Annotated in this window: 15 protein-coding genes; 9 read left to right on the top strand and 6 right to left on the bottom strand. The window is 51.9% G+C overall.

Annotated features, from left to right (window positions below; all coding sequences use genetic code 11):
- Positions 1-18: 18 nt before the first annotated feature.
- The gene (locus tag ID864_RS03850; RefSeq protein WP_191149431.1) at positions 19-1026 is read right to left on the bottom strand and encodes a LacI family DNA-binding transcriptional regulator; all 1008 of its coding nucleotides are present in this window, start codon (positions 1024-1026) and stop codon (positions 19-21) included.
- A 265-nt stretch (positions 1027-1291) separates the two neighbouring features.
- Between ID864_RS03850 and ID864_RS03845 the strand changes: the two genes are divergently transcribed.
- Positions 1292-2530 carry an MFS transporter gene (locus ID864_RS03845; RefSeq protein WP_099753822.1) on the top strand — a complete coding sequence of 413 codons (1239 nt, stop codon included), beginning with the start codon at positions 1292-1294 and terminating at the stop codon, positions 2528-2530.
- Positions 2531-2548: 18 nt separating this feature from the next.
- Positions 2549-3985, top strand: a complete 1437-nt coding sequence (locus tag ID864_RS03840; RefSeq protein ID WP_191149430.1) for a glycoside hydrolase family 32 protein — start codon at positions 2549-2551, stop codon at positions 3983-3985.
- Positions 3986-4139: 154 nt separating this feature from the next.
- Here ID864_RS03840 and ID864_RS03835 read toward each other — a convergent pair whose 3' ends face one another.
- A complete protein-coding gene (locus ID864_RS03835; protein WP_191149429.1) occupies positions 4140-4649 on the bottom strand; it encodes a GNAT family N-acetyltransferase in 510 nt (169 codons plus the stop codon).
- Between the two features lie 378 nt (positions 4650-5027).
- Between ID864_RS03835 and ID864_RS03830 the strand changes: the two genes are divergently transcribed.
- The 4 genes from ID864_RS03830 (at position 5028) to ID864_RS03815 (ending at position 8426) form a co-directional block, all read left to right on the top strand.
- Positions 5028-5348 carry a metalloregulator ArsR/SmtB family transcription factor gene (locus tag ID864_RS03830; protein WP_191149428.1) on the top strand — a complete coding sequence of 107 codons (321 nt, stop codon included), beginning with the start codon at positions 5028-5030 and terminating at the stop codon, positions 5346-5348.
- Between the two features lie 45 nt (positions 5349-5393).
- Positions 5394-6680, top strand: a complete 1287-nt coding sequence (locus ID864_RS03825) for an arsenic transporter (protein WP_191149427.1) — start codon at positions 5394-5396, stop codon at positions 6678-6680.
- Positions 6681-6739: 59 nt separating this feature from the next.
- Positions 6740-7165, top strand: coding sequence for a glutaredoxin-dependent arsenate reductase (gene arsC, locus ID864_RS03820; protein ID WP_048917965.1), 426 nt, complete (start codon positions 6740-6742; stop codon positions 7163-7165).
- Positions 7166-7310: 145 nt separating this feature from the next.
- The gene (locus ID864_RS03815) at positions 7311-8426 is read left to right on the top strand and encodes a metallophosphoesterase (protein WP_048917964.1); all 1116 of its coding nucleotides are present in this window, start codon (positions 7311-7313) and stop codon (positions 8424-8426) included.
- Positions 8427-8577: 151 nt separating this feature from the next.
- Here ID864_RS03815 and ID864_RS03810 read toward each other — a convergent pair whose 3' ends face one another.
- Together ID864_RS03810 and ID864_RS03805 are read right to left on the bottom strand one after the other, a co-directional pair.
- Positions 8578-9051 (bottom strand): YciE/YciF ferroxidase family protein, encoded by a 474-nt coding sequence (locus ID864_RS03810; RefSeq protein WP_187498970.1) that lies wholly within the window; start codon positions 9049-9051, stop codon positions 8578-8580.
- A gap of 441 nt (positions 9052-9492) precedes the next feature.
- A complete protein-coding gene (locus tag ID864_RS03805; protein WP_191149426.1) occupies positions 9493-10701 on the bottom strand; it encodes a diguanylate phosphodiesterase in 1209 nt (402 codons plus the stop codon).
- A 556-nt stretch (positions 10702-11257) separates the two neighbouring features.
- On the opposite strand from ID864_RS03805, the gene ID864_RS03800 reads away from it, so the two are divergent.
- Positions 11258-12478 carry an MFS transporter gene (locus tag ID864_RS03800; RefSeq protein WP_048917962.1) on the top strand — a complete coding sequence of 407 codons (1221 nt, stop codon included), beginning with the start codon at positions 11258-11260 and terminating at the stop codon, positions 12476-12478.
- Here the strand turns inward: ID864_RS03800 and ID864_RS03795 are convergent.
- Both ID864_RS03795 and ID864_RS03790 read right to left on the bottom strand, forming a co-directional pair.
- Complete coding sequence (locus ID864_RS03795) at positions 12455-13192, bottom strand: GntR family transcriptional regulator (protein WP_191149425.1); 738 nt, start codon at positions 13190-13192, stop codon at positions 12455-12457. The two genes, ID864_RS03800 and ID864_RS03795, sit on opposite strands and share 24 nt — an antisense overlap.
- Before the next feature lie 115 nt (positions 13193-13307).
- On the bottom strand, positions 13308-14411 hold the full coding sequence (locus ID864_RS03790) for a sugar phosphate isomerase/epimerase family protein (protein WP_191149424.1): 1104 nt from the start codon (positions 14409-14411) through the stop codon (positions 13308-13310).
- Between the two features lie 568 nt (positions 14412-14979).
- On the opposite strand from ID864_RS03790, the gene ID864_RS03785 reads away from it, so the two are divergent.
- Both ID864_RS03785 and ID864_RS03780 read left to right on the top strand, forming a co-directional pair.
- Positions 14980-16104 carry an ABC transporter ATP-binding protein gene (locus ID864_RS03785; RefSeq protein WP_191149423.1) on the top strand — a complete coding sequence of 375 codons (1125 nt, stop codon included), beginning with the start codon at positions 14980-14982 and terminating at the stop codon, positions 16102-16104.
- A 5-nt stretch (positions 16105-16109) separates the two neighbouring features.
- Positions 16110-17159 (top strand): extracellular solute-binding protein, encoded by a 1050-nt coding sequence (locus ID864_RS03780; RefSeq protein ID WP_191149422.1) that lies wholly within the window; start codon positions 16110-16112, stop codon positions 17157-17159.
- The last annotated feature ends 8 nt before the right edge of the window (positions 17160-17167 follow it).

Genomic DNA, 17167 nt, shown 5'->3' with positions numbered 1-17167 from the left:
ACTCGGGCTGACTGAATGTCAGGTGCAGCGACTAAATGACTCGCGAGACAGCCAGGGGCTATCCACCAGTACCCTCGCCTTGCTGTCATCACCGTTAATGATATGCAAAGTACTCAGTCGACCAATTTCGTAATGCGGTAACTGTACCGTAGATAACGGCGGCAAAAACAGGTTGCCAATGCCTACATGATTATCGTAACCAATAACCCCGATATCCTGCGGGATACGAATTCCTTTAGCCAAAAGCGTCTGATACACCATAAATGCGATGCGGTCATTCCCGCAAATCACCGAATCAAACTGAGGTATCCCCTGACGAATATGAGCCATGAGAAGGTCGGGAATGTCACGGTAGTGCTCATCGCCAAGCTGCATATAGTAATGATCCAGCGTACCGGGATCGATGCCTGCCTCAAGACAGGCGCGCGCCATTCCCTTTTGGCGACGGGACGTCGCCAGGTGGTTGGCGGGTAAATGCAGACAGATAGGCCGACGATATCCTGCTGCCAACAAGGCTCTAACTGCAGTGTACTGGCCCTTCTCGTCATCGGGTATGTAACAGGCAACGGGCTCGTCTTTATTCTCGCAATTTGCCAGAACACAGGGATGTGTCAGCAGCTTGGGCGGTATGCGTACTTCACGCAGCCCCATGGTAGTGAAAATGATGCCACCGGGCCGATGAGCAAGCAGCAGATCGACAATTTCGTCCGGATTATCATCAGAGAACATGTTAACCACGAAGCTTTTCCAACCGTGTGCGCGCGCGGTCTCCTCGATTGACAGCGTGATTTCGACGGAAAAGGGTGTGGTTACCGTATCCAATGCCAGTACGCCAATCGTCTTGTTTTTAGTCCCCACACTGCGGATCTGTTTTGCCGACAAATCGGGTACGTAGTTCAAATGCAGAATCGCTTCCTGCACGCGTGCAAGGGTCTCGGGCTTTACGCGTTCAGGGTAATTAAGCGCCCGCGAAACTGTCATTAACGATACATTGGCCATTCTGGCCACATCTTTCAAAGACGCCATAACCTTCCATTTTGCGAAAATCCGGATACTTCATTGCGCCGCAAGCGAACAGCCGTAATCAAGTTATCCATAGAGTTGAACCCACTATTCTAAGCTTTGAGCCTGTTATTTTGGGAATTTGGCAAAGAAATTTGATACAGATCTCACAATACCAATGTTAACGTTAACTTTTGTGATTAACATCGGATATTGCCATAAAACTCGGTGCCGGCGTATAATGTTAACGTTACCATGTGCGCATATAAATCGCTATGAGATTGCTCAGATGAAAAAAAAGCCTTCCCGCAGCTATATGCTGCTCAGCGCCCTGCTGTTCTTTTTCTTTGTCACATGGTCTTCGTCCAGCTCCCTTCTTTCTATCTGGCTCCACCAGGAAGTGGGTTTAAAAGCCTCCGAGACGGGTATTATCTTTTCCGTCTTATCAGTATCAGCCCTTTTCGCTCAGGTCTTTTACGGCTTCATTCAGGATCGTCTTGGTCTGCGCAAAAACCTGCTGTGGTTTATGGCCGCCCTGCTGATCCTCTCCGGGCCTGCGTATCTCTTCTTCAGCTATTTGCTCAACCTCAATATTCTGCTGGGAAGTGTTTTTGGTGGCCTGTTTATTGGTCTGACGTTTAATGGCGGTATAGGCGTGCTGGAATCCTATACCGAGCGCGTTGCGCGTCAGAGTACCTTTGAATTTGGACGGGCCCGCATGTGGGGTTCTCTCGGTTGGGCCGTTGCCACGTTTTTCGCCGGACTGCTGTTTAACATTAACCCCAATCTTAATTTCCTGGTGGCGTCATGCTCTGGCCTGGTTTTCTTTTTCATGCTGGCCCGATTAAAAATTGCGGCACCGGCGAGCATGGAAAAACTGGAGATTGGGGCTAAAAAGGTTTCTCTGGAAGATGCTATCCGGCTGCTAACGCTACCGCGTTTCTGGGCACTTATTTTCTTCGTGATTGGAACCTGTATTTACGGTGTATACGACCAGCAATTTCCGGTTTATTTTTCCTCACAGTTTCCTACCTTGCGCGAAGGGAACGCGATGTTTGGTTATTTAAACTCCTTCCAGGTACTTCTGGAAGCGGCAGGCATGTTCTGCGCACCCTGGCTGGTTAACAAAATTGGTGCCAAAAATGGCCTGATATTCGCCGGAATGGTAATGGCTCTGCGTATGATCGCTTCCGGGCTGGTTGAAGGACCCCTGCTCATTTCTATTACAAAACTGCTACATGCCCTGGAATTGCCGATACTGTTGGTTGCCATTTTCAAATATAACAGCCTGAACTTCGACAAGCGTTTGTCTTCCACAATTTATCTGGTGGGTTTTGCCTGTACCAGTTCAGTTATTGGCACCGTGTTATCGCCGCTGGCGGGTTTCAGCTACGAAAAATTTGGTTTCGCTCAATCCTATCTGATAATGGGCATTATGGTGTTCTGCACCACGTTTATTTCCATCTTCCTTTTGCGCCCAAATAAACCCACAACTGAACACCCCTTTTTACAGCAAGATGCTGTGTAATTTTCGGGAGAAAGCATAATGACATCTTTATTAAAACAGGCTGAAGAGATGCTTGAAGAAGCACAAGCCGGAATTAACCGCCGCTGGTATCCACGCTATCACCTTGCCGCACGAGCCGGCTGGATGAACGATCCTAACGGGCTGGTCTGGTTCGACGGCTGGTATCATGCCTTTTATCAACATCACCCCTATTCAACGAAATGGGGACCCATGCACTGGGGGCATGCCCGCAGTAAAGATTTGGTTCACTGGGAACATCTGCCTGTGGCACTGGCACCGGAAGGGCCGGCAGATAAAGACGGCTGTTTTTCCGGTTCCGCAGTGGTGGACGGAGATACGCTGGCACTGATTTACACCGGTCATAAATTTCACGGTTCGCCAGAAAGTGATGACAATCTGTATCAGGTGCAATGTCTGGCAACCAGTCGTGACGGAGTTCATTTCGAGCGTCAAGGAATGGTGATTGATACCCCTCCAGGACTGCATCATTTCCGCGACCCGAAAGTATGGCGTGAGGGTGAATACTGGTACATGGTTGTCGGTTCACGCGTGGCGGAAACCGGCCAGGTCCGCCTGTACCGTTCCACGGACCTTCACAAATGGCATGACGAAGGTATTCTGGCTGAATCTGAAGATGGAATGGGCTATATGTGGGAATGCCCTGATTTCTTTACCCTGAACGGCCAGCGTGTGCTGATGTTCTCTCCACAAGGAATGGTGGCACAAGGCTATCAAAACCGTAACCTCTTCCAGAGTGGATATTTACTGGGAGAGTGGCAGCCAGGTCAGGCGTTCAGCCATGACGGGCAATTTATTGAAATGGACAACGGTCACGATTTTTATGCCCCGCAAACGTTTCTCAGTCCGGATGGGCGCAGAATCGTTATTGGCTGGCTGGATATGTGGGAATCACCGATGCCGGAGCAACAGGATGGTTGGGCTGGTATGCTCTCCCTGCCGCGCGAACTGAGCTTAGGTGATAATAATCGCCTGATGATGAAACCCATCGCCGAAGTGACCGCTTTGCGAGGCAGCTATATTCCTGTCACTGCACGTTGTCTGAGTAGTCAACAAATGCTTGTCGCAGCAGATGCTGAAGCCATGGAATTATCACTGGAATGGGAGCGAGCCAGGTCGCAGGCAGAACAGTATGGCATGATGCTGGGAGATGGGCTGCGTATTTACGTTGATAATCAGGCCCAGCGCTTAATATTAGAGCGAAGCTATCCTGATTTTTCGCTTGTGGGAACGCGCAGCATTCCCCTGCCAGAGGACGATATCCTTTCACTGCGAATTTTCATTGACCGTTCATCCGTGGAAGTCTTTGTCAATGAAGGCGAAGCCTGTTTAAGCAGCCGAATCTATCCGCAGCCGGGAGAGCGCGCCATCATGCTGTTTGCAAATAGTGGCAGCGCTGCGTTAAAAGAAGCCGGATGCTGGTCGCTGGATAGATAATTCTGTCAGATATTATCGCGCTACTTATTTTTTCTAACTTTATTTTTGCCAGTCTCAGGCTGGCATTATATCGTCTAAATAAGCAAGAAAAAATGGCCAGTCTGCCGACGTAAGGTAGCGATAAGACAGCCTGGCTGAGGCGATTTGCCTGATGTTATTCGCCAACGTGCATCTCATACACCACGCACTGCGTATCGTAGTGCTGCTCAATGCCTTTGTATGTCATGCCCAGGCGCTGCATCACCCGATGTGAGGCACTGTTATCCGGATGCGCCACCGCAACCAGATAGCGCGCGCCGACCTGTTCAACCGCGAATTTCACAATCGCCTGCGCCGCTTCCGTCGCGTACCCTTGGCCATGATAACTGGCGTTCAGGCGCCAGCCTAGCTCCAGCGGTGCGCCGTCGTCATTGGCTAAATGCTGGAGACAGGCGGCACCGACCAGCGCACCTGACTGCTTCTCCATAAGTGCCCACCAAGAGAAGCCACGCTGTTGCCAGCGCAGCATCACCCGTTCGATGCTTTCACGCGTTTCATCCTCCGTCCTCACCTCGCCTGGACTAATATAGCGCATCATTTCCGGATCTTTTTCCATCTCGCGCAGTCCATCAAAATGAGCGTGTTGGTATGGCTCCAGACGCAGCCGTGCAGTTTCCAATTCCATCTTTCCTCCAGACAACGTGATTTATCATGACGACAGCGCGAGCTGTACCACCGCCCCGCGCCAACGTGAATAGATAACAATATCACGCACTTTCCGCCCGACAGAATTAAAATCCGTTGCGGCGCCATACCTGAGGTGCACAATTTTGGCCCGTAGGTCAGTACGTCGCGGCTTTTTATCAAATTTTGTTCTGATTTACCCGGCTGGATAACTCCTGTTAGCTCTCTTTCCTTCCGCTGTAGCGGTCGGCCAAGTAATGGGTATGCGACTTAAAAATGCGGGTGAGTGCTGCATAAGGACTGCTTGTTAGAAACGGTGCTTTGCAATTTATCATATATGAATTAGCATATGTAATGTCAAATACTATCGAGGTTAACAATGCTGCGACCCGTACAACTTTTTAAACTGCTTGCCGATGAAACACGCTCGAAGGTGGTGATTCTGCTGCGCGAGTCCGGCGAGCTTTGTGTCTGTGATATCTGTGCCATTACCGCAGAGTCTCAGCCGAAAATATCACGCCACATGGCGCTATTACGTGAGGCGGAGCTGGTGATCGATCGCCGTGAAGGCAAATGGGTACACTACCGTTTGTCGCCGCACATGCCCGCCTGGGCTGTAGCTATTATCGATTCTGCGTGGAACTGCGAGCGCGAGCATATACAAAAAAAACTTAGAAATGCGCCGTCAGTTGTCTGTTGAGTATGCGTAATACATACGCTTAAATGAATATAAATGGAGTGTGTAATGTTGCTGGCAAGTGCGATATTTTTACTGACGCTGATCCTGGTTATTTGGCAACCCCGAGGGCTGGGTATTGGCTGGAGCGCCATGCTGGGTGCAGGCCTGGCGCTGATGACGGGCGTTGTTCATATCTCTGATATTGCGGTGGTCTGGCACATTGTCTGGAATGCGACAGCCACCTTTATTGCAGTGATCATCATCAGCCTGCTGCTGGAGGAGTCTGGTTTCTTTGAATGGGCTGCCCTGCACGTTGCCCGCTGGGGCAAAGGCCGTGGCCGCCTGTTGTTTAGCTGGATTATTCTGCTGGGTGCGATGGTGGCCGCGCTGTTCGCCAATGATGGTGCTGCACTGATCCTGACGCCCATCGTCATTGCCATGCTGCTGGCGCTGGGTTTCAGCCCGGCTGCAACCCTGGCTTTTGTGATGGCCGCAGGTTTCATTGCCGATACCGCCAGCCTGCCGTTGATTGTCTCGAACCTGGTTAACATTGTCTCAGCTGACTTTTTCAAGCTTGGATTTACCCAGTATGCCGCCGTGATGGTGCCAGTCAACCTGGCTGCTATCGCAACTACACTGCTCATGCTGCACCTGTTTTTCCGTAAAGAGATCCCGGCTGTTTACGATATTTCGCTGCTAAAGGCGCCAAAAGAGGCCATTCGCGATAGCAGCACGTTTAAAGCCGGCTGGCTGGTTCTGGTTCTGCTGCTAGTCGGCTTCTTCGCACTTGAGCCCCTTGGCGTCCCGGTAAGTCTGGTGGCCGCTGTGGGAGCAGTGTTCCTGCTTGCCGTGGCAAAAAAAGGCCATGCGATCAATACCGCTAAGGTACTGCGCGGTGCGCCCTGGCAGATTGTTATCTTCTCCCTTGGCATGTACCTGGTGGTTTATGGCCTGCGCAACGCCGGGCTGACCCTGTATATTTCCTCGTTGCTGAATCAGCTTGCTGAACACGGACTGTGGGCCGCAACTCTGGGCACCGGCTTCCTGACGGCGTTCCTCTCCTCTTTGATGAACAATATGCCGACCGTGCTGGTTGGCGCGCTGTCGATAGAAAGCAGCCAGGCCACGGGAGTGATTAAACAAGCAATGATTTATGCCAATGTAATCGGCAGTGATTTGGGGCCAAAAATCACCCCGATTGGCAGCCTTGCCACGCTGTTGTGGCTACATGTTTTAGCGCAGAAAAACATCACAGTCAGCTGGGGATATTACTTCCGTGTCGGCATCGTCATGACGATTCCGGTGCTATTTATTACGCTGTCCGCACTGGCGCTGCGGCTGTCCATCGTTTAACTTCTTACCCCTGCATAGCCATGCCGGGGGCCGGATAATAGAGAAAAGAGAGTAACAAAATGAGCCAGGTGACGATTTATCATAATCCCGACTGCGGCACGTCGCGCAATACCCTTGAAATGATCCGCAACAGCGGCATGGAGCCAACGGTAATCCTCTACCTGGAAACGCCGCCAACCCGTTCCGAGCTGGTTAAGCTGATTGCTGATATGGGAATTACCGTGCGCGAACTGCTGCGGAAAAACAGTGATCCTTATCAGCACCTGAAGCTAGATAACCCTGCTTTCACTGATGATGAGCTCATCAGCGCGATACTGGCACATCCAATCCTGATGAACCGCCCTGTCGTTGTCACTGCGCTCGGAACCCGGCTGTGCCGCCCATCAGAGAAAGTTTTAGATATTTTGCCAGCGGCTCAGCGCGGCGAATTCAGCAAAGAAGACGGGGAAGAAGTTGTCGATAAAAACGGGCGCAGGCTGAGCTGAAAGGCACATTCAGGCCAGTACCTGGGGTGTTATGCAGCACATTTTCTCCGTATGATAATCTGCTGTATTAAAATAGAAGCGTCGCATTATCCATTTAATCCTACTTCTGCGCTAATTATCGGCACGTTTAACAGGGAAAATCGCCATGTTTCACCTCATTTTCAGCATACCGAGTTGGTATGTTATTGCCCGTTTTATCATTCCGCTTTCCATGCCACTGGCGTTAAAAATCATACTCTCTCTACTGGCGCTGCTTGCCTCACAATACCTGCTGGTGAGCCGCTTTACTTCTGGCAGCATCTTCTCACCGGAGATGCCAAGAATGGTGATTATCCTGTTCAATTGGGTATATAGCGCGGTGCTGTTCCTCGCCCTCACCCAGATCCTGATTGATGTGGTTGCGCTTGTTGCGATGCTGATGCGCCATCCGTTGGAGATTGCTCCCGGCGTGCGCTACCTGGCTGCCCTGCTGGCATTCGGCCTGGCCAGCTGGGGCGTGCAGCAGGCAATCCGCGTTCCCCCTCTTAAAGATGTGACAATTCAGGTTGCTGATTTGCCGCAGGAGTTTGAGGGTTACCAAATGCTCCAGTTAACCGATATGCACATTACCCCGCTTTTTAACGCCAGCTGGAGTGCCGCGTTAGTCAAGCGCGCGCTGGAGCTGAACGTAGACCTGATTGTCGTTACCGGGGATGTTATTGACGGTACGCTTAAAAATCGCATTAAGGACGTGGAGCCGCTGCGCAATCTGCATGCGCCCGATGGCGTGTTGGCGATTACCGGCAATCACGAATATTTCTTTGAGCAGCAGGCCTGGACCGAGCATCTGGCATCTTTAGGTTTGAAGCCCCTGCTAAACAGTCATTCGGTCATTTCCCGCGGCAACGCCAGCCTGGTGATTGCCGGGCTGCCCGATACTTCTGCACCGGGCCGGGGCGGTAACGGCCCCGATCTGGCTAAAGCGCTGGGTGATGCCCCTGACAACGCGCCGGTGGTGTTACTCGACCACCAGCCAAAGAACGCTCGTGAAAATGCGAAACACGGGGTCGATATTCAGCTGTCCGGCCATACTCACGGCGGCTTAATCGTCGGCTTAGACCGCCTGTTTGCCAAACCGAATGGCGGCTTTGTATCCGGGCTTTATGATGTTGATGGCATGCAGCTGTATGTGAATAACGGCACGGCGCTGTGGCCGGGAATGGCGGTACGCGTGGGACGCCCGTCAGAACTGACGCGCATCACGCTGACGCGGAAAAAATAATCCCCCCTGATAAATAAGGAAGTGAAATGGATCTTGTGGCAGAAGAGTTTCAACTGATTGAGTTGCTGTAACATAGCCTCCTGCGGGAGGCTATAGCAGTACTTAGAGAGGACTAAAGCTTGCGACCGGGCGCATCTTCCAGAAGAGGTCTTTACTGCTGCCCGGCAATCGCCGTCAGTTTTTCGTCCGTGGCCTTCTCTTCATCCAGCGTTTCGGCCAGCAGTTTAGCGGCTGCCTTATAGCCCAGTTTCTGTGCCAGGGCATGCAGCGTGCCGTAAGTGGCAATCTCGTAATGCTCCACTTTCTGAGCTGCGCCAATTAATCCAGCATCGCGCACCGGCCCGGCTTCAACGGAGTCGATAATCTCCTGCGCTTCTTCCGCCAGGCCTTCCAGCGCGTGGCATTTCATCCTTTTAATTTTCACGCCGTCAGTGCTTTCAACCAGCTGGTCAATACGTTCAATTTGACCACGCGTCTCTTCCAGATGTTGCTGAAAGGCCGCCACCAGCTTTTCATCAGTTGCAGCTCTGGCCATTTTAGGCAGGGCTTTCGAGATTTGCTTTTCTGCACTATAGACATCTGATAATTCATGGATAAAGAGATCTTCCAGCGTTTTAATTGTCATAATTAACCTCATATAAGAATTATTTCGAAAAACGTATGCAACCCGATAAGCCTGGCACACAGCGAAAGATAATTATGTTTGATTGGGTTAACTGGATTGTTCGTTTTTTTTGCTAACAGATATGTTGCTAACTCATATTATAGTGTTCGTAAACATTGAGTTATTTTCGGCGCGTATTCACCTTTATCACTTTAAATAAAAGTCGCATGCGCATTTCGAATATAGCAAGTCTTAAAATATTATTTTCGGCTCTTAAAGGTTGTTATTATTCTGTAAAGAGAGGGTTTGATGGGGCAATGCTCCGCTTAAAGAGGGATTTAGAGGTATAAATATTGCAGCCTATTGATAGCAGCACCCTGCCCCGCAAGACGTATAAATGTCAGGGGGCATATTCCCCCTGGTTATTAAACACCAGCTTCACCGCCTCGTAGCAAAAACCGGTTATTTCAATTCAGGCCATGCAACAGGTGGGATGCCTTTGAGCAGCGGTTTGGCAAATAGGAACCCCTGGAACTGGCAGATGCCTGCTGCTTCCAGCCACATCCACTCTTCTGGTTTTTCCACGCCTTCGGCAATAACGGCTATTTCCAGCGAAGAACAGCATTTAATAATGGCCTGGACGATTGCCTGTTTAGGGCCGCTTTTATGCACATCACTGATAATATTACGATCGATCTTGATTTTCTCCGGCTGCACGCGTGAAAGCAGCAGCAGACCGGCGGAGCCGGCACCAAAGTCATCTATTGCCAGACTGATACCCGCCGCTTTCAGATGTTTCAACGCACTGGAGAATGCTTCGATATTCGAAATCACCTCAGTTTCAGTCACCTCTACCACGATCTGCTGAGGCACCAGTCCGTGTCGGGCAATCTCACCCAGCAAGTAATCCACGGCATTCGGGATCTCAACCAGCGTCATCGGCAGCAGGTTAATCGAGAAGGTGATGTCATCAATTTGCAGCTCTTTTGCCAGAGCCAGGGCCCGGCTCTTGGATTCCAGGTCGCGGCGGTAAAGCTCCTCACGCGGCAAACTGGCAAAATAATCCAGCGGTGAAAGCCCCTGTGCGCTGCGCAACAGGGCTTCAAGGGAGACGATGGTTCCGGCCAGCGGGTCGATAATCGGCTGGAAGGCAAAGCTAATCTCCTCGCCTGGTGCAAAGTCAGCATCGGTTAAGGGTAGATCGTCCGTGGCGATAAATTCCCACTGACCGGCAGGTGGGATTTCGAAATAGTTTTCTTTCTCCCAGGATTCGACAAAGGTGCGCAGAAACTGAAGCGCGCGATCATCCCAGGTCAGCAGAAATTCGGATGTGCCTTTATCCAGTACTGCCTGCAGCACCGATGCTTTATCAAACTCATGAAGCGAGAACAGCTCCATGCCGACATTACCAAATCGCCGGAATGGCGCGTAGTCACGCATCAGTTCCACGACATTATGATGACGGGGATCGCGACAGATATGTTCATAAAGCGTACTGACTGCTTGTTCAGGGCCTTCCAGCACTTGGAAGAAATGCGTGCCGTTAAACAGCAAAATGCCGGTAACGCCAATTAACTGGTTGTTTTTATTTGCCTTTTGTACAATTTTGTCCAGCGAGCTTAGCGGAACATTATCGGAAAGATGGCTGCGATAGATGAGGGTAGATAACATAAAAATTCCGCAATACTGGTCTTTTAAAGGCTTACATTAACAGAATCCCTTGCGGTGTTGTCCAGTGCTATTTGCGCAAATAAAAACGGGCAGAATTCTCTGCCCGTTTTTTATGACTTATATTGCACTACAGCAGGCTGCGCCTGTTATCAGAAACTGATTTTAACGCCCACCGCCGCACTGCTGTCGCGGTACTGGCTACTGCCAGCCTGCTGGCCAAGGCTGCCCCAGACGTTAACGAATCGGACATGTTCAGTCTGACATCTCCGGTTAAGCTGTAGTCTGCGTCCTTTATTGACTGTTTTTGACAAAAAACAGAATTTTCATATAGACAAGGTAAAAACAAATTTTCACCACGCTGCCCGAGGGTTAATCTGAGCGCGCTTTGCGTCACAGTCCGCTGTCGCAGTATTCCCTGCCATAATAAGAGTTTTCTGTAGCGTTTTCTCATCACAACACCTTGAAACATGATGATTCTACGACACAAAAAATCCCCAATAAGCGGATAGAGTAAACGGTCTGATTTTTAACTTCTTGATCGATGGATGTAGCGTAAATGAAAGGGATGCCGCCAATTATCCTCGCCCTGCTTGCTGGCTCACTGGTTCTGACGATTGGGCGTGGCGTCACTCTGCCGTTCCTCACTATCTACCTGACTGAGCATTACCAGCTGTTGCCGAAAAGCGTCGGCATTATTATGGGCGCCAGCCTGGCTATCGGTATTTTCAGCAGCCTGTATGGCGGCTATCTGGTCGACAAATTTAACCACCGAACCTTAATCACCCTCTCTATCAGCCTCTTCGCGCTGAGCTTTTTTCTGCTGCCTGTCCTGCCGCAGGTCAGTAGCGTGGTGATGGTGATTGCCCTGCTTAACGCTTCCTATGCACTTTTGAGTATTACCATTAAAGCCTGCATTGCCGCCTGGCTGCCGGTGGAGAAGCGGGTAAAAGCATTTTCGATAAACTACACGCTAATTAATGTCGGCTGGGCCATTGGTTCATCGCTGGGAGTGTGGCTGGCGGGCTTTGATCCTAAGCTACCGTTTATGATATCCGGTAGCCTGGCGCTGGGCACGGTCATTGCTCTGACGGTGGGCTTACGCCATATCCCCAACAGCCCGGCACGCAACGATATTGAGCTAAAGCCGCTGGAAAAACCTGACCTGCGCCAGACGTTAGCTATCCTGATGCGCGACCGTTGCCTGGTCTATTTCACTCTCGGCAGCACTTTTGGCGCGATTGTGTTTGGCCAGTTCACCGGCTATCTGTCGCAGTATCTGATCATTATCTCAGACGCCGCACAGGCTTATAAGATCATCGGCGCCATCATGATCACCAACGCAATAATTGTTATCGCTTTTCAGTACGTCATGAGCAGCGGCATGAAACAGAATAACCTGCTGAAGTGGCTGTTTTTCGGCACGCTGTTTTTCATCCTCGGGCTAGCCGGCTTTATGCTGGCCGGCACTTCGGTACTGCTGTGGATAATCGCGATGACCATCTTCAGCTTTGGCGAGCTGATTGTGATCCCGGTGGAGTATATGTTTATCGACTTTATTGCGCCGGACCATATGAAAGGCAGCTACTACGGCATGCAGAACCTGAGCAACATCGGCGGTGCCATTAACCCTGTGCTGTGCGGCTTCCTGCTCAGCTACACGGCACCGCCGGTAATGTTTTTTGCCTTAATCGCCTTCTCTGCTGCTGGCCTGCTGTTCTTCCGCATGGGGCACCGGATGGCGATGAAAAGGACCTCAGGAGAAGTTCTCCAGCATTGAAATAAACGAATGCCGATCGCCGTGGCCTTCCGTCAGGCGAACCCGCCCTTCAATATCGGCCAGATGGTGCTCCATCAGCTGGCGGGCGGTGGCCAGATCTTTCGCTTTCAGGGCGCTGACAATCTGGCGGTGGTGATCGGCGCCGCAGTCGTCTTTGCGCTCCTCTTCGTAAAGCGACATTACCAGTGACAGGCGAGCAACAATTTTAGCCAGCATCTCGGTCAGAACGGGATTACCCGCCAGCTCGGCCAGCACAATATGAAACTTACCGGAAAGCACCGTTTTAGATTTCTCGTCGCCGTGATGATGGATCTGCTCCTCCTCGTCGGCAAGACGGGCCAGCGCATCCAGCTGTTCGGTGCTGGCTCGCACCACCACGAACTCCAGCAGAACCCCTTCCAGCTGGCGTCGCGCTTCAAACAGGTGCTTTGCCTGCTCAATGCTCGGCTCTGCCACGAAAGTGCCACGATTTCGCTTTCTCTCCAGCAGATGGTCGCTTTCCAGCACGCCAAGTGCGCCACGTACCACGGTACGACTGACGCCGAAATGCTCGGCGATGGCTTCTTCAAGTATTTTACTACCGGGTTTTAGCGCCCCTTCACCAATAGCAGCAGCCAGCGTGGTGCGAATCCGCTCAGAAACATCCTCACTGTGATCGGCACTGCTGCCCTCGGTTTTGGCTTCAGGCGTCGCTCTGACGCGCGTTTTTTTCATGGCTCTCTCCCTGTCCTCTGTATCATTTTGGTGAATGTTGACGCTTGCCTGATAATTTACCGCAACAGCACTCTTACGGGTGATTTATCTTTGTGCGTATCTTTCTGCGTAACGGTCAGGATAAAGTGATGCCCTGCTGCGCGCAAACGGCGCGAATGTGGCTGGCCGACTGCTGGATAAAGTCGATCGCTTCTTTATAGCCATAATTCTGCTTCTGATATGTTGGGTAGCCATAGCGTGAGCTCTCATAGCTTTCCCAGTCCTCAACCTCTCCTGCTGCCACGCGCTGCGCATAGCTGTCCACCAGCGTAAAGTAGGCTTCCAGTTCCCCTGCGTTGAGGTCGGGATGCCCCGCGCGCCAGATCGGATCATCAATCTCGATGCACTGGCGCGGGTTGGCGCGGCGGCGATTATCATCAGTAGATTGTGCAATCTCCAGCGACAGCGTCATCTCGGGGTTAACCTTCGCCAGCATCGTCAGAATCGCGGCAAAGTCGACCACGCCGGTTCCGCACGGACGCGGCTGGAAATCAATGCCGCCGGGCGCCCGCCCGATATAGGCATCTTTGATATGCGTCTGGCGCACCCACGGGGCCAGGCGCTGCGCGGCCAGTACCGGATGTTCGCCGCGCTGCACCATGTTGGCGGTATCCAGTACCACGCCAACGCAATCTTCACCTACCGCTTCAATCAATCGCAGGATCTCAAACGAGGTGATCTCATCATGGGTTTCGATATTCATATGCACTCCGTGAGCACGCGCCACCGGGGCCATTTTGTGCAGCACCTTTTCCATCGCCAGCAGCTGCTCTTGCCAGCTGACGTCAGTGCGAAAACGGTCCACCGCCAGTCGGCCCGGATACTGTGCCTTGAAGTTGCCCGGCGAAACCCACATCTCGCGGCAGTCGATAGCAGCGCTGGCCTCAATCATGCGGGTCAGCCCGGCAACAATGTCGCCGTTGCCGATGGCGCGCAGCTCCGGCGCTTCGGCACTGCAGTAAGGATTAATTTTGCCAAGGCCACTTTCCAGGTAAAGCCCCAGGTCGTCAGCTTTGGCGCGGATATCGCGCAGCTCGCCGCTGTCGAGCGTCGGGCTCATATCCAGCACGGTACTGAAGAAGATCCCCTGCAATCCCAGCGCCCCTACACGATCGAGACTGGCCAGCGGACCCTGTCTCTTCACTTCGGGCAGCTTCAACCCATCAATGCCTAATTTCATAACCTGTTCCTTAATTGCTTTCTGATTTGCTGTTTGAGCACCAGCCGCTGTTGCAAGGCGCATGCCAGTTGCAAAATTTAGCGTGAAAAACCTCCCTATCAATATGATTTTTATAAATAATATTTAAAATAATATATTGTCGAATATATTTGCGAATAACGATGCTAATCGACTTTACTCTTTCTGTCATGGCAAATAGCTCAAGCAGTGAATATTCCCAAAAGAGTCCGCCCTCACGGGCGCTGGCGTAGATTGTTACTCACAAATTGAACGTCTGGCGGCATAAGAACATTCACGTTGACAGGGTTTTTAGTCGCTTTTTTGCACCAAAATGACGATATTGCTGCACCAAAATGGCTTGTCTAAATGTGGGAATTCCTTTCGGATGATAAGGATTAAGTTATTTCGCACAAATTTGCGAATATAATAAATTCATATTTATGGCATAAATTTCAATGTATTGAAGTGGATCCGAACCAGGAATAACTAACCTGGCATGCGGCTTGCAGAATGCTTCACAAGTTTCTAAACGTCTTGTGACCGCTACTCAAAACCAGGGAAGCACCTTATGCCAGATATGCACAACACCGCTGAAAGTAAGCGGCTCAGCGTTCAGGGCCTGACCCATAGCTACGGCAGCAGCAACGCTATCAGCGATGTCTCCTTTAACATTGATCCGGGCGAAATCGTCGCACTGCTCGGCCCGAGCGGATGCGGCAAATCGACCGTGCTGCGTGCCATTGCGGGGTTGATTCAGCCAAAAGCGGGAAAAATCGTGCTGGGAAATCAGGATCTCGCCGCGGTGTCGGCCAGAGGGCGCGGTATTGGCATGGTGTTCCAGAACTATGCGTTATTCCCGCACCTGACCGTTGCCGAAAATATCGCTTATCCGCTGGCGTGCCAGCAGGTTTCCCGCGCTGAGCGGAAACAGCGCGTCGCCGAGATGCTGAATCTGGTGCAGCTGGATGAATACGGTAACCGCCTGCCGCGTGAACTTTCCGGCGGTCAGCAGCAGCGCGTTGCCGTGGCGCGCGCCATTGCCGGTCGCCCTTCTTTGCTGCTGCTGGATGAGCCATTTGGCGCACTCGATCGGGCGCTGCGTTTCGACCTGCAGGTGGAACTTCTACACCTGCAAAAAACGCTGGGTATCACCACGCTGATCGTCACCCACGATCAGGAAGAGGCGCAAAGCCTGGCGAACCGTCTGGTGCTGATGAATAAAGGCAATGTTGAGCAGATCGACACGCCGATGGCGGTATATGACCGACCAAAAACGCTGTTCGTTAACACCTTTATCGGCCAGACCAACCAACTGCATGGCACCGTGCTGCGTTTTGATAACGACACCACGCTGATTGGTTTAGCGGGTCAGCACACGCTGCGCCTGCCGCGCCGTCTCAACTTTACTACTGGCTCGAAGGTCACGATCACCTTCCGCCCTGAAGAGGTGCGGCTGGCAAAGCAGTCGGGTGAAAACACCCAGCCGGTGCGGATGACCGTTTCACTGCCGCTTGGTCCTACGCTGGTCCATGATCTGGCGATGGATGATGGCACCACGCTACGCGCCTCCGAAGTGCGCGGACCGTCAACCTTTATCCCGCAACCCGGATCGCAACTTTACGCTGAGATTGATACTGCACGCTGTCACGCCTTCCCAGCTGAACCGCAACCCATGAATGAAAAACAGAGGTAAGCACCATGAAAGATTTTGAAATCAGTCGTCGTCGGTTTGGTCAGATCATGGCAGGCGTTGCGGCTTCCGCCATGCTGCCCATCTCGCTGCGCGCGTTCGCTGCCGGCGGCGGGACGGCAGTTGCGGCCACCTTCCCCGGTAACTGGGAAGATGCTTACCGCAATACGCTAGCTCCGATCCTTAAAGAGCAGGGTTTTAGTCTGACCATTTCCCCGGCAATGGCGCAGGATCAGCTGGCAAAAGTGATGGCCAGCCCGGGTAACCCGCCGTACGACACGCTGTTAATGTCGCCTGGCCAAATGACGGTGGCAGTAGAAAAGGGGCTGATTCAGAAGATCGACCCTTCCCGCCTGAAAAACTGGAACCTGCTTGACCCGGCATTTCAGGGCGAATATGGCCCGACCGTAACGGTAGAAGTGAACGGCATTGCCTACAACCCGGAGCTGGTGCCGCGCCCGAAAGGCTATCGCGATCTGTTTGACAACCCGGCCTATAAAGGCCTTGTGTCATGGACCGGATTTGGCTCTAACACTGCGGTGATGGCCTACACCGAACTGGCAAAAATCTACGGCAAAGGTCCGGACGATATGCAGGCAGTGTTTGACCTGTTTAAAAAGCACCCTGAGCAGATGGCCAGCATTGTTGACAGCACCAACAGCCAGATGACCCAGTTCCAGCAGGGCAACATCGCCGTATTTATGTGTAGCACCAACAACGTGGCGCGCCTGAAAAGCCTGGGTCTGAAGGCCGAGTTTGTCCATCCGGAAACCGGCTCTCCTGCTGCCCCGGTGAATATCCATCTGACCAAAGGCAGTAAAAATCTCGACGCCGCTTACGCCTATATGGACGCCGCGATTTCACAGTTTGTGCAAACAAAACTGGAGCAGCCGCCGACCGAAATGTTCCCGACTAACAAAAATGTTGAGTTGACCCCGGCAATTGCGGCGTACATCACCCGCGAGCAGGTTAAATCGCTGGTCTACCCGGACTGGAACATTATCAATAAAAATCGTGACGGCTGGATCCGCCAGTTTGATGCGCTGGTCGCAAGTTGAGGTAAATC

It is taken from the genome of Erwinia aphidicola, assembly GCF_014773485.1.
GTDB classification, from domain to species: Bacteria; Pseudomonadota; Gammaproteobacteria; order Enterobacterales; family Enterobacteriaceae; genus Erwinia; species Erwinia aphidicola.
This window is presented reverse-complemented; position numbering and strand designations above follow the sequence as displayed.